15 protein-coding genes are annotated in these 13,607 nt (G+C 64.8%); 5 read left to right on the top strand and 10 right to left on the bottom strand.

Going from position 1 to position 13,607, the window contains the following annotated elements; translation table 11 throughout:
• Positions 1-2 precede the first annotated feature (2 nt).
• Positions 3-386 carry a DUF1236 domain-containing protein gene (locus tag IVB46_RS23645; RefSeq protein ID WP_014496647.1) on the top strand — a complete coding sequence of 128 codons (384 nt, stop codon included), beginning with the start codon at positions 3-5 and terminating at the stop codon, positions 384-386.
• 60 nt (positions 387-446) lie between these two features.
• On the opposite strand, the gene IVB46_RS23640 is transcribed toward IVB46_RS23645, so the two are convergent.
• The 3 genes from IVB46_RS23640 to IVB46_RS23630 form a co-directional block, all read right to left on the bottom strand.
• A complete protein-coding gene (locus IVB46_RS23640; RefSeq protein WP_247308585.1) occupies positions 447-809 on the bottom strand; it encodes a VanZ family protein in 363 nt (120 codons plus the stop codon).
• Positions 810-886: 77 nt separating this feature from the next.
• On the bottom strand, positions 887-1,495 hold the full coding sequence (locus IVB46_RS23635; protein ID WP_247308587.1) for a thiamine pyrophosphate-dependent enzyme: 609 nt from the start codon (positions 1,493-1,495) through the stop codon (positions 887-889).
• An 11-nt stretch (positions 1,496-1,506) separates the two neighbouring features.
• A complete protein-coding gene (locus IVB46_RS23630) occupies positions 1,507-2,073 on the bottom strand; it encodes a thiamine pyrophosphate-binding protein (RefSeq protein WP_247308588.1) in 567 nt (188 codons plus the stop codon).
• Positions 2,074-2,317: 244 nt separating this feature from the next.
• Between IVB46_RS23630 and IVB46_RS23625 the strand changes: the two genes are divergently transcribed.
• The 3 genes from IVB46_RS23625 (at position 2,318) to IVB46_RS23610 (ending at position 4,288) form a co-directional block, all read left to right on the top strand.
• Complete coding sequence (locus tag IVB46_RS23625) at positions 2,318-3,367, top strand: hydroxyacid dehydrogenase (protein WP_247308591.1); 1,050 nt, start codon at positions 2,318-2,320, stop codon at positions 3,365-3,367.
• A 117-nt stretch (positions 3,368-3,484) separates the two neighbouring features.
• Entirely contained in the window at positions 3,485-3,934 is a 450-nt protein-coding gene (locus tag IVB46_RS23615; RefSeq protein ID WP_247308602.1) for a flagellar basal body rod C-terminal domain-containing protein, read from the top strand.
• 141 nt (positions 3,935-4,075) lie between these two features.
• Positions 4,076-4,288, top strand: coding sequence for a hypothetical protein (locus IVB46_RS23610; RefSeq protein WP_028150282.1), 213 nt, complete (start codon positions 4,076-4,078; stop codon positions 4,286-4,288).
• A gap of 3 nt (positions 4,289-4,291) precedes the next feature.
• Here the strand turns inward: IVB46_RS23610 and IVB46_RS23605 are convergent, their stop codons facing one another.
• The 6 genes from IVB46_RS23605 to IVB46_RS23580 form a co-directional block, all read right to left on the bottom strand.
• Positions 4,292-4,870 carry a GNAT family N-acetyltransferase gene (locus IVB46_RS23605; protein ID WP_247308604.1) on the bottom strand — a complete coding sequence of 193 codons (579 nt, stop codon included), beginning with the start codon at positions 4,868-4,870 and terminating at the stop codon, positions 4,292-4,294.
• Between the two features lie 6 nt (positions 4,871-4,876).
• The gene (locus IVB46_RS23600) at positions 4,877-7,234 is read right to left on the bottom strand and encodes an Orn/Lys/Arg decarboxylase N-terminal domain-containing protein (protein ID WP_071915534.1); all 2,358 of its coding nucleotides are present in this window, start codon (positions 7,232-7,234) and stop codon (positions 4,877-4,879) included.
• Between the two features lie 97 nt (positions 7,235-7,331).
• Complete coding sequence (locus tag IVB46_RS23595; RefSeq protein WP_247308608.1) at positions 7,332-9,536, bottom strand: xanthine dehydrogenase family protein molybdopterin-binding subunit; 2,205 nt, start codon at positions 9,534-9,536, stop codon at positions 7,332-7,334.
• 7 nt (positions 9,537-9,543) lie between these two features.
• A complete protein-coding gene (locus IVB46_RS23590) occupies positions 9,544-10,560 on the bottom strand; it encodes a xanthine dehydrogenase family protein subunit M (protein WP_247308610.1) in 1,017 nt (338 codons plus the stop codon).
• Positions 10,557-11,048 (bottom strand): (2Fe-2S)-binding protein, encoded by a 492-nt coding sequence (locus IVB46_RS23585; protein WP_247308612.1) that lies wholly within the window; start codon positions 11,046-11,048, stop codon positions 10,557-10,559. Before IVB46_RS23585 ends, IVB46_RS23590 begins: the two co-directional genes overlap by 4 nt.
• A gap of 139 nt (positions 11,049-11,187) precedes the next feature.
• Positions 11,188-11,667, bottom strand: coding sequence for an Lrp/AsnC family transcriptional regulator (locus IVB46_RS23580; RefSeq protein ID WP_014496633.1), 480 nt, complete (start codon positions 11,665-11,667; stop codon positions 11,188-11,190).
• 133 nt (positions 11,668-11,800) lie between these two features.
• Here IVB46_RS23580 and ald point away from each other — a divergent pair, with 133 nt between their 5' ends.
• Complete coding sequence (gene ald / locus IVB46_RS23575) at positions 11,801-12,916, top strand: alanine dehydrogenase (protein ID WP_247308614.1); 1,116 nt, start codon at positions 11,801-11,803, stop codon at positions 12,914-12,916.
• 3 nt (positions 12,917-12,919) lie between these two features.
• On the opposite strand, the gene IVB46_RS23570 is transcribed toward ald, so the two are convergent.
• Positions 12,920-13,555: a DsbA family protein gene (locus IVB46_RS23570; protein ID WP_247308616.1), complete on the bottom strand. Its 636-nt coding sequence runs from the start codon at positions 13,553-13,555 to the stop codon at positions 12,920-12,922.
• Positions 13,556-13,607 lie beyond the last annotated feature (52 nt).

Here is a 13,607-nt window from a genome sequence, read left to right as displayed (position 1 = left end):
ACATGAAAACCCGTCTTGCGATTTCGTTGGCTGCCGTGTCGCTGCTGGCGTCGAGTGCAGCCTTTGCCCAGTCGACGACCGAACAGGGCGCCAGGGACGGCGCGCGTGCGGGTGGCGACATCGGTGGCCCGATCGGCGCGATGGTTGGCGGCACCGTCGGTGCGGCCGTCGGCGCCGGCCTCGAAATTCCGAATGCCGTGCTCGGCGGAATCCCGCGCGACGATTCCGTCGTGATCCACGAGCGCGTCGTCGTCGGCGAGCCGCTACCCCCGACCGTGGTGCTGCGCCCCGTGCCGAACTACACCGAGTACCGCTACGCGGTCGTGAACGATCGCCGCGTCATCGTCGAACCGCGCACGCGCCGCGTCGTCAAGATCATCGACTGATCGATCAGAGCGTGAAGGCTTTGAAGAGCCGGGCCTCGCGGAGCGTCACTCCGCGGGGCCTTAGTTCGTCAGGGCCAAACTGGCGCGGAAGCGCGCCATGATCCAATCGGTGACGGCGGCAAGCGCAAAGCCGATACAGGCGGTGCCGGCATCGACCAGAAAATCTTCCAGCCGTGCATGCCGTCCCGGTGCCCAGAACTGCATCAGCTCGAGCACGCCGATCAGGACCACCGCGAAGGCTGCGACAGCCCAGCGGCGATTCCGGTAGGCGAGGCCGAAGGCCAGTCCCACCAGGATGAAGGCGAGGGCGTGCTCGCCGTCCTGGCCGAGATCGGAATGGGGCCGCAGGCCGGGCGGGCCGAGGGTTGCGAAAGTGACGGCGGCCGCGAGCAGCCAGGCAAAAAAGCGAATAAAAATGGGCATCCGGTGCCGATAGCACGGATTTGCAACGGCCTGTTGCGGGGCAGGGATCAGATCGCCGTGTAGTTAATGACGAAACGTTAAAGTGGCTCGCGCACGCCGAGGCCGTGCATGAAGCGTTCCCGGATCTGAACGGGATCCCTGCGGGTGGTACCCACGCCCGGCTTGTCGTCGATGCGGACCGCGATCAGGCTCGGCTCGGAGGCGGACATGGCCTCGTCGACCAGCCGCTCGAAATCCTCCTCGTCCGCGGCCCAGGCGCTGTTGGCAAGTCCCGAGCCTGTGGCGATCGCGACGATGTCAGCCACACCCGCGGCCGGCGTCGGCTGCGCACCGGTGATCTGGTAGATGCCGTTGTCCATCACGATCATGATGAGGTTCTTCGGCTTCAACGCCGCAATCGTCGCGAGCGCGCCGAGCTGCATCAGCAGCGAGCCGTCGCCTTCGAGCGCGAGGACGCGGCGGTCGGGCTGGGCCAGCGCGACGCCCAATGCAATCGGGAAAGCCAGCCCCATGCTGCCGAGCATGTAGAAGTTCTGCGGGCGATGGCCGGCGGCCCAGAGATCGAAATTGGTGTTGCCGATGCCGCCGATCACCGCTTCCTCGTGCTTGAGCCTGGCGATCAGGCGCGAGGTGACATCGAAGCGGTTCATGACCTTGGTGTTGCGGTTGTCCAAATCTGTGCTCATTCTGGCCGGCCTCACTTGTCGAAAACCTTGCCGCCGGTGAGCAGCGGGTTGAGGATCAGCGCCACCGGCGCCTGCGTGGTGACGGCCTGCTTGATCGAGCGGTCGGCGATGAACTCGAGCTCGTCGAGCCGGGTGATGGTGTGGTGCTCCAGCGCGAGTGAATCCAGCACCGGGCGCATGGTCCGGCAGACCAGCGATTGCCCGTAATTGAACTCGCCAAGCGTGCCGCGCTCGGAGACGAACATGATCAGCGGGATCTGGTAGGGCACCGCGAGCGAGGCCAGCACGTTGGCGAGCGTGGCGAAGCCGGAGGTCTGCATCAGCACCGCGCCGCGACGTCCGCCCATCCAGGCGCCGGAGAGGATGCCGACGGCCTCCTCCTCGCGGGCGGTGGCAAAGGTGGTGAAGAAGGGGTCGGCGTGCAGGTTCTTGATCAGCGGCGTCAGCACGCGGTCGGGCACGTAAGGGATCAGGCTGATCTCGTTCCGCTTCAGGGTCTGCAGGACGACGCCGTGCCAGCTCCTGTCGCTGGCGCCTTGTGCCGCCTGGGGCGAGGTCTGCTGTTCCGCAAGCGCCATTGCGTTCTCCCTTGAGCCGCGCATGCTTCTTGGTTCTGGTCGTCGCGGCGGTCTGCCGAACTTGACGCAGGCAGCGGGATTGTCAACATGTCCGGGCCAGCACCGTGATCTGCGCCAGACGGCCTGTCGTGGCCGGCACCGCCATGTCATAAGCGGCGATAATGCAAAAACGGGAGGAACGCATGGACGGAGCGCGGGGTGCGCTGGCCTTGCGGGTCTCCTTGAGAGAGCCGGAAGGGTCCTGATGTCCGTCAATAGCAAGCGCGTCTTCTACGTCAAATACCTGGCCAATCCGATCTATATCGACATCCTGAAGGCGCGGTCCGACGTCCGGCTCGATCGCATCGAGAACGAGAGCCCCGAAGATTTCTATGCCCCGATCCTGAACGCGGCGCATGTTTACCAGATCGGCGCCGCCCGCGACGAACTTGCCCCGCATTTCCATGTCGATGCCGCCTTCCTGAAGCGCACGCCAAATCTGTTGCTGGTCTCCAGCAATGGCGCGGGCTTCGACCCTGTCGACGTCGAGGCCTGCACCGATGCGGGCGTGCTGGTCGTCAACCAGTCCGGCGGCAACGCCCATTCGGTCGCCGAGCATGCGCTGGCGATGATGCTGACGCTGTCCAAGCGCATCATCCAGTCCGACCGCAAGCTCCGCAGGGAGGCCAACGTCAACCGCAACGAGCTCGTCGGCAACGAGGTCGAGCACAAGACCGTCGGCATCATCGGCCTCGGCAATGTCGGCCGCCGCATTGCCGCGCTGTGCAAGGGCCTGCTCGGCATGACGGTGCTGGCCTATGACCCGTATTTGTCGACCGAGGTGATGGCCGAGCGGGGCGGGGAGAAGGTCGAGCTCGACGAGCTGCTGCGCCGCGCCGATTTCGTCTCGATCTCCTGTCCGCTCGACAAGAAAAGCCGCAACATGATCAGCACGCGCGAATTCGCGCTGATGCAGCCGCACGCCTATTTCATCACCACGGCGCGCGGCTTCATCCACGACGAGGATGCGCTGCTCCAGGCGCTGCGCGACAAGCGCATCGCCGGTGCCGGCCTCGACGTCTGGTCGAAGGAGCCGCCGCCGCCCGAGCATCCGCTGCTCCAGCTCGACAATGTGCTGGCGAGCCCGCACACCGCAGGCGTCACGATCGAGGCGCGCCAGAACATGGGCCGTATCGCGGCCGAGCAGGTGCTGCAGACGCTCGACGGCAAACGCCCGCCGCGCATCATCAATCCCGAGGTCTGGCCGCGCTACGCCGAGCGCTTCAAGCAGGCGTTCGGCGTGACGCCGGGGTAGGGGCGTGCGAAGCCTGATCGCGCTCTGATCGTTGGTTACGAGGATGAAAATAGAAAGCTGCGGATTTTACTGATGGCGTGAATGAACGCGTATCACTTGTCCTGTAGTTGAAAGTCCATGAGCATATTTTCGATTACGACATCAGGACTTTCCGCGGCGAGTTTGCGTGTGAACGTGGCCGCGAGCAACATCGCAAATGTCCGCACGACCGGCCCGCTACCCGCCTCAAGCGGATCGAGCACATCGGCCGGTGCGGGCAGCTCGAGCATTGGCCCGACATTTCCAGCGGCCTATGTGCCGTTGCGCGTCGATCAGGTCTCCCAATCGAGCGGCTCGACGCCAGGCGGTACGGTTGCGACCGTGTCGACGGTTTCGCCGAGCTATACCGCACAATCCGACCCCAGCGCTCCCTTCGCAAACGAGGACGGCCTGGTCGCCGCGCCGAACGTCGATCTCGCCAGCGAGTTCGTTCAAATGGCGACCGCCAAGTACAGCTTCATCGCCAATGCGAAGGTCATTCAAGCCTACGCCGAGACAGAACAGACCCTCCTCGATATCAAGACCTGATCGCTGACGGATTGTATCGACGCCTGCATTGGCGGCGGGAACCGTCACCGATCTTGATCCGCGTCAAAAAACTCCTTTCCCGGTTCAGGCTAAATGGGATTAAAGTGCCGCCGGGGCACGCTGGCGCAGGCAGGAGGTCCCATGTCAACTTATGTCGTCAGGTTCATGAAGGACGTGCTCGGCCAGTACGGCCGGCAGATCGAGGTTTGCCAGGGCACGCTCGAAATCGACGCCACCGACGAGGACGAAGCCCGGGAGCGGGCGAAGGCGAGGTTTTGCAAGGACCAGGCGTTGCATCACTGGTCGCTGCATGCCGACCGAATCCAGGTCAAGCCGGCTGACTTTCCCTCGTAAGGTTTACCGGCCCGGTGCCGTTAGCGTTGGCGGCGCGGTGACGCCCGCGCCGAGCGATCGCTGCACCATGACCGTGTCCGACCAGCGGCCGTGGCGATAGGCGACACCGCAGAGCAGGCCGGCGCGCGCGAAGCCGAACTTTTCGTGCAGCGCCAGCGAGGGCGCGTTGTCGGCGTCGATATAGCCGATCATCTGGCGGAAGCCGGCCGCCGCACACGCATCGATCATTCCCTGGAGCAGCAGCCGGCCGACGCCGCGGCCGAGATGTTCGTGGTGGACGTAGATCGAATGCTTGGCGGTGTAGCGGTAGGCCGGACGCTTGCGGAACAGCACCGCATAGGCATAGCCGACGACTTCGCCGCGATAGGTCGCGACCAGATGCGGCAGTCGGGTCTGCTTCAGGTTCTTGCGGCGGTCGCGCAGATCGTCCGGTTCGGGCGCGCCGGTTCCCTCGACATCGCGCGGCACCCCATTGCGGACGTGATGGCGGTAGATCGCCAGCATCGCCTCGACATCGCTCTCCCGTGAGGGGCGGACCAGAACTGGTTCGTCATCTGTACGCGCAATCGCTGTTTCGTTCATCGGCACCTACTCGGCAACGACGTAAGTATAGAGGCCGATGCGGCCCTGTGCATCGATCTCCTTGTAGACGCCCTGGATTTCCACATCGAACCCCGGGAACGTGTTGAAGCAGGTTTCGAACATCTTGAGATAATCCACCATGGGCTTGGCCCGCTCCGTCAGCCGTTCGCCGGGCACGATGGTGGCGATGCCGGGCGGGTAGACCACGAAGGGCGTGGTGGCGATGCGGCCCGCGATCGCCTCGATCGGCAAATAGTCGACGTCGTTCTTGAACAGATAGCGCGCGGCATCGCGGGGCGACATCGCGATCTCGGGCATGTGCTCGGGCATGAACTGCCGGGCCTGGAGGGCGCTGACATCGGCGGCGCGGAAGAAGCGGTGCATGTCGCCGCAGAGATCGCGCAGCCGCACACCGGCATAGCGCGCCTGACGCCGCTGGTAAAATTCGGGGATGACGTCGGCCAGCAACGCGTTGTCGTCATGCAGCCTTTTGAATGCGACAAGCCCGGAGATCAGCGTGCCGGCCTTGCTCGCCTCGACGCCGGGGGTCAGCAGGAAGAGCAGGGAGTTGAGGTCGTTCTTCTCAGGGACGATGCGGTTTTCGCGCAAATATTGCGCGACCACAGGCGCGGGGATGCCGTGCTCGGCGTAGGCGCCGGTGGTGCGATCGAAGCCAGGCGTCAGCAGCGTCAGCTTGTTCGGGTCGGTCATGGCAAAGCCCTCCGCGAGATCGGGAAAGCCGTGCCAGTTGGTATCTGGCGAGAGCTGCCACAGCGCCGGATTGGTGGCGAGCTCGTCGGTGGAGAGGGTCTCCCAGGCGACGTTATGCGCGGCGCCGGGGCGGCTGACGTCGGGAATGGCGACGCGATCGGGAACGAAGGGCTCGAAGAACCAGCGGCGATCCGGATTTTGCTCCTTCTCCTCGAACTCCCGGCGCATGGCGCGGATCTTCTTGCGCAGCTCAATGCCGAGCCGGATCGTGTCGTCCCACAGCACCTCGCCCGAGCGGCCCTTCATCATCTGCGCGCCGACGTCGAGGGAGGCGAACAGCGGGTAGAACGGCGAGGTCGAGGCGTGCTGCATGAAGCTCTCGTTGAAGCGGCGGTGTTCGACGCGCCGCTTCTGGCCGCGGATATGGCGGTCCTTGATGTGGATCTGGGAGGCCTGTGAGAAGCTCGCGAGCTGCTTGTGGGTGGACTGCGTCGCGATGATGCCGGGTGCTTCGGGGGGAAGGTTCGCCAGCCCCATGGCGAAGCGGCCGGCATAGAGCGGGTGGAATTTCATGAAGCCGGCCCAGGCCTCGTCGAACAGGATGTATTCGCAGAGATGGCCGATGCGCTTCAGGATCATCTCGGCGCTGTGGATCGAGCCGTCATAGGTGCACTGCTCGACGACGGCGACGCGGAACGGCCGCTCCTTGCGCCAGGCGTCCTTGTCCGTCACCAGCGGATGGTTCCGGATCGCCTCGCGCAGGGCCTTTTCGTCGAGCATGTCCCAGCGCATCGGGCCGATCAGGCCCCAGGCGTTGCGGATGGTCGGGACGTAGACCGGGACGCCGCCATTGATCATCAACGCGCCGTGATGGGCGGCCTTGTGGTTGTTGCGGTCGAACAGCACAAGGTCGCCGTCGGTGACGAGAGCGCCGAGCGCGACCTTGTTCGAGGTCGAGGTGCCGTTGAGCACGAAATAGGTCTTCTCCGCGCCGAAAATCTGGGCGGCTTCCTTCTGCGCCCTCAGCGCGGGACCCTCATGGGTGAGGAGGTCGCCGAGGTCGAGCACGGAATTGTCGAGGTCGTCGCGAAACACGGATTCGCCGAGATGCTCGACGAAGACCCGGCCGATCGGACTGCGGTTGTAGAACACGCCGCCATTGTGACCCGGACAGGTCCAGAGCTGGTTGCCTTCCTCGGCGTAGTCGACGAGGGCGCCGAAGAACGGCGTCTTCAGCGTCTCGGCATATTGCTTGAGCCGGCTGATCAAATTCTTGGCGATGAAGGTCGGCGTCTCCTCGGAGAGGAAGACATAGCCGTCGATGAAGTCGAGCACCTCGACCGGCAAATCCTCGAAGCGCTTGCGCCGGATCAGGAGGATGATCGGGAAGTCGAGGCCGCGGCGCCGCATCAGGTTGATCAGCGCCGAGGTCTTCCCCTCGAGGCCCTTCTTGCCCCAGTCTACCACCATGCAGCCGATCGCGGCGTCGGTCTGCACCGCGATCTCGGCGTCCTCCAGTCTGCGGGCCCTCACGACCTCGAAGCCGGAGCGCTGGATCTCCTCGATAATCTGGTTGAAGCGGATGCCTTCCAGATCGTCGGCGTCGAACACAGGTGCGGCGAACAGGAAGTTGAAGCGCTTGAAATAATCCATGGTGTGTCCCGAATCTACAGAGACTGGCAGGTCTCTGCACTTTCGATGACAGTTCTATGACAATCGTCCGATCCAGCGGGGATCGTGTGACGGGCGATCAATCCAGCAACTTGTCCAGCGTGATCGGGAAGCGCCGGATGCGCTTACCAGTAGCGTGATAGACTGCGTTCGCGATCGCCGCAGGTACGCCGACGATGCCGATTTCGCCAATGCCCTTGACGCCCAGCTTGTTGATCCGGTCGTCGGGTTCGTCGACGAAGATGACGTCGATGTCGTGAACGTCGGCATTCACGGGAATGTGGTACTCGGCGATGTTCGCGTTCATGATCCTGCCGAAGCGGTGATCCATCACCGTCTCCTCGTGCAGCGCCATTCCGATGCCCCAGACCACGCCGCCCATGATCTGGCTGCGGCCGGTCTTGGTATTGAGGATCCGTCCGGCTGCGACCGCGCTCACGACGCGCGTGACGCGGATGACGCCCAGGTCTTCGTCGACCTTGACCTCGGCGAAGACCGCCGAATGGGTGTTGCGCGCGTGCGACTTGTCCTCCGCGAAATGATTGAGCTTCTGCTTCTCGATCCGCTCGAGCTTGCCGTGACGCATCGCGTCCGCGATCGAGACGGCACGGGCCTTGTCGCCGTCCTTGGCGATCGTGCCGTCGACCAGGATCACATCGGGCGCATCGACGCCGCCGAGGGGCGAGGCGGGCATCGCCTTGGCGAGCCGTGCGAGCTCCTGGCGAATGTCTTCGGCCGCGCCCAGCACGGCGTGCGCGGCCGACGCCGCCATCCAGGAACCGCCTTCGACGGGGGCCTGCGGCAAGGTCGAATCGGCAAGCCTCACGTCGATATTCTCGATCGGCAGCCCGAGGGCGTCGGCGGCCACCTGGGCCACGATGGTGTAGGTGCCGGTGCCGATATCGGACGCGGCGCAGGATACCTCGGCATGGCCGTTCGACGTCAACACGATGCGGACGGCGACCGGCATCTGAAGCGCCTCCCACACCCCCGTCGCCATGCCCCAACCGATCAGGTCCTTGCCATCACGCATGGAGCGCGGCGCAGGATTGCGTCGGCTCCAGCCGAACGCTTCCGCGCCGCGGGCGTAGCATTCGCGCAGCTGCTTGCTGGTGTAGGGCAGGTCTTCACTCTGGTCGCGGTCCGAATAGCACTTCAATCGCAGCTCGATCGGGTCGAGCTTGAGCGCGACGGCCAGCTCGTCCATGGCGCATTCGAGCGCGCAGACGCCGGAGGCGGCGCCGGGCGCGCGCATGTCGCAGGGTGTGGAGACGTCGAGATCGACGAGCTTGTGGGAGAAGAGGCTGTTCGGGCTCTTGTACAGCTGTTCCGCCCAGCCGCTGTCATTGCGCGAAAAATCCTCGTAGCGCGAGGTCATGGCAGTGGCCTCATGCGTGACGGCATCGAGCGTGCCGTCGGGCCTTGCGCCGAGCGCGACACGCTCGATGGTCATCGGCCGGTAGCCGAGCCCGTACATCTGCTGCCGTGTCAGCACGACACGGACGGATCGCTTGAGTTCGAGCGCGGCAAGGGTCGCCAGCACCACCTGGTATTGCGGCCGCAATCCGGAGCCGAAGGCACCGCCGACATAGGGCGAGACCACGCGGAGGTCATCGTGCTTCTTGTTGAACACACTGCATAGATATTTGTGGACGTTCTGGACACCTTGCGTCTTGTCATAGACGGCAAGCCTGCCGCTGCCGTCGCGGACCACCGTGGTCGCATAGAGCTCCATCGGGTTGTGGTGCTCGGTCGGGAGGACGTAGTCCGCCTGGTGCCGCACAGCGGCCCCAGCCAGCGCCGCGGCGGCGTCGCCGCGCGGCTTGTGCGGCCGATCCACTTTGCCGGCTTTGCCATGTTCGGATTCGAGGTCGGTCGCAAATGCCTCCCGGTCGTATTCAACGCGCACGCGGGTCGCGGCGAATTTGGCGGTTTCCCAGTCATCCGCCACGACGAGCGCGATCGGCTGGCCGTTGAACCAGATCCTGTCGTCATAGAGCGGGCGGAAAGGCGAGCCCTTCTCCGGCGCCACCTCGTCCTTCCAGGCATCGTCATTGTCGGCGAGGGGCGGACGATGCGCATGCGTGAGCACGTCGACTACGCCCTTCACTTGCAGCGCGTCGCTGGCGTCGAGGTGAGCGATATGTCCGCGCGGAATCGTGGCCTCGACGACGAAGCCATGGAGGAGGCCGTCTGCCGGAAATTCGCCGGCATATTGGGCGGCTCCGGTGACCTTGGCGCGGCCATCGACGCGGGACGTTGGCGTTCCGACATAGGCGTTCATCGGTCCCTCACGCGATTTTCTTGTGAGCCTGTGATTGTGGCGTGGCGCTGGCGGCCTGTATCAGCGTACGCACGATGGCGCGGCGTGCGAGCTCGATCTTGAAGCGGTTATGTGAGCGGGCCGTTGCCCCGTGCAGCAGCAGATCGGCCGCGCGCGAGAAGTGGTCCGGCGTCGCTGCCTGGCCGCGCAACGCCGCTTCGGCCTCAAGGCTGCGCCAGGGCTTGTGAGCCACGCCGCCGAGCGCCAGGCGGGCTTCGCTGATCGCGTTGCCATCCAGTTCGAGCGCGGCCGCGACCGAGACCAAAGCAAAAGCATAGGACAGCCGGTCGCGGATTTTCAGATAGCTGTAGTTACGGGCAAAGCCATGCTTGGGAAGTTCGACGGCCGCGATGATCTCGCCGATGCCGAGATTTGTATCGACATGAGGTTTGTCCTCCGGGAGCCGATGGAAATCGGTCAATGCGATCGTGCGCTGGCCGGAGGGACCTGCGATGTGCACGAGCGCACCGAGCGCAGCAAGTGCGACGCTCATGTCGGAGGGGTTGGTCGCGATGCAGGACGCGCTCGTACCGAGGATTGCGTGGTTGCGGTTGAGGCCGTCGATTGCCGAGCAGCCGCTGCCGGGCTCTCGCTTGTTGCAGGGTGTCGCCGTGTCATAAAAGTAGGCGCAGCGCGTGCGCTGCATCAGGTTGCCGCCAACGGAGGCCATATTGCGCAATTGCGCGGAAGCGCCGGCGAGGATGGCGCCGGCGAGTAGGGGGTAGCGCTGCTCGACAAGCGGATGGTAGGCGAGGTCCGAATTCGGTACCAAGGCGCCGATGCGCAGGCCTCCGTCGGCCGTCTCCTCGATGTCGCGGAGCGGCAGGCGGGAGATGTCGATCAGCCGGGAGGGCCGCTCGACATTTTCTTTCATCAGATCGATCAGATTGGTGCCGCCGGCAATCAGCTTGGCGCCGGGATCGGCGGCCAGCTGGCGGATCGCATCGGCGATGTCGGTGGCGCGGGAATACTGGAAGTTGTTCATGACCGGCCCATTGCCTGCTGGATCGCGGCGACGATGTTCGGATAGGCGCCGCAACGGCAGAGATTTCCGCTCATCAGCTCTCTGATCTCGTCGGCATCCCGGGCGCGGCCTTCGGCCAGAAGGCCCGCCGCCGAGCAAATTTGTCCCGGCGTGCAATAGCCGCACTGAAAGGCGTCGTGGTCGATGAACGCCTGTTGCACGGGATGAAGCGTTCCGTCCTTGGCAAGCCCTTCGATCGTCGTGATCTCGGCGCCGTCCTTCATGACGGCGAGCGTCAGGCAGGAATTGACGCGCCGACCGTCAACCAGCACGGTGCAGGCGCCGCATTGGCCATGATCGCAGCCTTTCTTGGTGCCGGTCAGCGCAAGATGGTCACGCAGGGCATCCAGAAGCGTGGTCCAGGGCACGAGATCGAGCGTGTGGCCGACGCCATTGACGACGATATGAACTGGAATGCGTTCGGGAATCTCGTGCGTGACATCGCTCATGTCCTGCTCCCTGCGACGGCGACTGAGCCGAGACGTCAGCCGAGCTGACGAGGAGGCACCGTTGCCTCCGCCAATGGCCTCCAACTTACAACCGGCCGCTTGGTTCCCTGCCGGGAATTATGGCGCCCGCGACACAGTGTCAGCGCTTGGCTTCGCCGAAAACCACCGTCGGCACCGCGCGGTTGACGATCTCGCGCAGCGCGAAGCTCGATTGGACCCGCGCCACGCGCGGCAGGCGCGACAGCTCGGTGCGATGGATGCGCTCGAAATCCTGGATGTCGCGGGCGAGCACGATCAGGATGTAGTCGTCGGTGCCCGACATCAGGAAGCAGCGCACGACGGACGGGCATTTCACCACCTCCGCCTCGAACGCTTTCAGCGCCTCGTCGCTCTGGCTCTCCAGCGCAATGCGGACCAGCACCGTCGTGGTGAGGCCGAACTGCGCGAGATCGAGCGCGGCCTGGTAGGCCTGGATGTAGCCGTCGTCCTCCAGCGCCTTCTGCCGCCGCGCCAGCGCCGTGCTCGATAGGCCGACCTTGGCGGCGAGTTCGGTGTGGCTGGCCCGCGCATTGGTGGTGAGTTCCGCGAGGATGGCGAGGTCTTTCCGGTCGAGGGCCAAGGTGTCGTTTCCAGCGTGAAAGGGCGTTTGCACGCCGGAAACCGGCGCGGGGAGGTCGAAGCTAGCGGATATTTGCACGAAACCAAACCGGCCACGTCGTTACGATCGTGAGGTGAATCAAAAGGAGCCCAAAATGCGCGTCGGTGTGCCCAAGGAGATCAAGGTGCAGGAATATCGCGTCGGGCTGACCCCAGGTGCCGTCCGCGAATATGTCGTGGCCGGTCACCAGGTGGCTGTCGAGACCGGCGCCGGCAGCGGCATCGGCGCGTCCGACGAGGTCTATCGGCGGGCAGGGGCCACGATTGCCGAGAGCGCCCGCGACATCTTCGCCGGCTCCGACATGATCGTGAAGGTGAAGGAGCCGCAGAAGAGCGAATGGGCCCAGCTCCGCGAAGGCCAGATCCTGTTTACTTATCTCCATCTTGCGCCGGATCCCGAACAGGCCAAGGGCCTGCTCGCTTCCGGTTGCACTGCGATCGCCTATGAAACCGTCACCGACGCGGCCGGTCACCTCCCCCTGCTTGCGCCGATGAGCGAAGTCGCCGGCCGCCTCGCCGTCGAAGCCGCCGGCGCCGCGCTCAAGCGATCGGCCGGCGGCCGCGGGGTGCTGCTCGGCGGCGTGCCCGGTGTGCAGCCAGCGCGCGTCGTCGTGCTCGGCGGCGGCGTGGTGGGAACGCAGGCTGCGCGCATGGCGGCGGGCCTCGGTGCGGAAGTCACTGTGATCGACCGCTCGATTCCCCGTCTGCGCGAGCTGGACGATGTCTTTCTCGGGCGGGTGCGCACCCGCTTCTCGACCATCGAGGCGGTCGAGGACGAGGTGTTCGCTGCCGACGTCGTGATCGGGGCGGTGCTGGTACCGGGCGCCAGTGCACCAAAGCTCGTCACGCGCCCGATGCTGAAGTCGATGCGGCCGGGCGCCGTGCTGGTCGATGTCGCGATCGACCAGGGCGGCTGCTTCGAGACCTCGCATCCGACCACGCACGCCGATCCAACCTATCAGGTCGACGGCATCGTGCATTATTGCGTCGCCAACATGCCGGGCGCGGTGCCGGTGACGTCGAGCCAGGGGCTGAACAACGCAACGCTGCCGTTCGGCTTGTTGCTCGCCAACAAGGGCTTTGCTGCAGTCCTCGAAAATCCGCATTTGCGCAACGGACTGAACGTGCATCGTGGCCGCATAACCAACAAGGCCGTTGCCGAGAGCCTCGGGCTGGAATTTGCCCCGGTTGAGAGCGGACTTGCGGCGTAACGGCTACACTGATTTGCGGTGGCGGCTGCCGAGCGCGGCCTCGATCGTTTCCGGACGCTCGATCCGTTCGATCAGCATGTCGATGCGATCACCGCCCCAGAACAGCTCGCCGTTGAATACCATGGTCGGCACGCCGAACACGCCGAGTGCTTCGGCCTCGTCGATAATGCGGTCGTGCTCGGCGCGGGCAGGGCCGTTGACGTAGGCTTCGAACTCGCTCGCCGAGCCGCCGCACGCGGTGATGACGTCCGTGATTGCGGCGAGATCGTCGATCTCGAGCTCATGGCTCCAGAATCTGCGGAACACCGTGTCGTGATACGGGCGGAAGAAGCCGAGCCGCTGTGCGAACAGCATTCCAACGCTGGAATAGAAGGCGTCATAGATCCGGCGCGGCCCCTTCATGACGAGCCCTTGCGCATTGGCATAGCGCCGCGCGTCCATATAGGCGTAACGCACCTTGCGCCAGAAATGCGGCGTGCGCTCCTCGACCGTCCCCATGAATTCGGCGACGCGCAGCGTATAGGGCAGCCATTCGAGCTCGACGCCGTGCGTCTCCTCGAGTTCGAACAGGCGCCTGTTGGCCACGAACGCGTAGGGGCTCTTGTAGTCGGTGTAGATGCGGACAAGCGGCTTGGGCATTGGCGCTCCTCTTTCTTCCTTCTCCCCTGCGGGAGAAGGTGCACCGTCATCG

It is taken from the genome of Bradyrhizobium sp. 61 (assembly GCF_023073075.1).
GTDB classification, from domain to species: domain Bacteria; phylum Pseudomonadota; class Alphaproteobacteria; order Rhizobiales; family Xanthobacteraceae; genus Bradyrhizobium; species Bradyrhizobium barranii.
Note: the sequence above shows the minus strand (reverse complement) of the source record. Positions and strands in the feature narration are given on the sequence as shown.

Bases quoted from the DNA above. Each gene is read 5' to 3' on its own strand.
- IVB46_RS23570 (WP_247308616.1), bottom strand. From the start codon at position 13,555: ATGCCCAAGCCGCTTGTCCGCATCTACACCGACTACAAGAGCCCCTAC.
- IVB46_RS23590 (WP_247308610.1), bottom strand. From the start codon at position 10,560: ATGAACAACTTCCAGTATTCCCGCGCCACCGACATCGCCGATGCGATC.
- ald (WP_247308614.1), top strand. From the start codon at position 11,801: ATGCGCGTCGGTGTGCCCAAGGAGATCAAGGTGCAGGAATATCGCGTC.
- IVB46_RS23585 (WP_247308612.1), bottom strand. From the start codon at position 11,048: ATGAGCGATGTCACGCACGAGATTCCCGAACGCATTCCAGTTCATATC.
- IVB46_RS23600 (WP_071915534.1), bottom strand. From the start codon at position 7,234: ATGGATTATTTCAAGCGCTTCAACTTCCTGTTCGCCGCACCTGTGTTC.
- IVB46_RS23635 (WP_247308587.1), bottom strand. From the start codon at position 1,495: ATGAGCACAGATTTGGACAACCGCAACACCAAGGTCATGAACCGCTTC.
- IVB46_RS23645 (WP_014496647.1), top strand. From the start codon at position 3: ATGAAAACCCGTCTTGCGATTTCGTTGGCTGCCGTGTCGCTGCTGGCG.
- IVB46_RS23640 (WP_247308585.1), bottom strand. From the start codon at position 809: ATGCCCATTTTTATTCGCTTTTTTGCCTGGCTGCTCGCGGCCGCCGTC.
- IVB46_RS23605 (WP_247308604.1), bottom strand. From the start codon at position 4,870: ATGAACGAAACAGCGATTGCGCGTACAGATGACGAACCAGTTCTGGTC.
- IVB46_RS23615 (WP_247308602.1), top strand. From the start codon at position 3,485: ATGAGCATATTTTCGATTACGACATCAGGACTTTCCGCGGCGAGTTTG.
- IVB46_RS23630 (WP_247308588.1), bottom strand. From the start codon at position 2,073: ATGGCGCTTGCGGAACAGCAGACCTCGCCCCAGGCGGCACAAGGCGCC.
- IVB46_RS23595 (WP_247308608.1), bottom strand. From the start codon at position 9,536: ATGAACGCCTATGTCGGAACGCCAACGTCCCGCGTCGATGGCCGCGCC.
- IVB46_RS23610 (WP_028150282.1), top strand. From the start codon at position 4,076: ATGTCAACTTATGTCGTCAGGTTCATGAAGGACGTGCTCGGCCAGTAC.
- IVB46_RS23625 (WP_247308591.1), top strand. From the start codon at position 2,318: ATGTCCGTCAATAGCAAGCGCGTCTTCTACGTCAAATACCTGGCCAAT.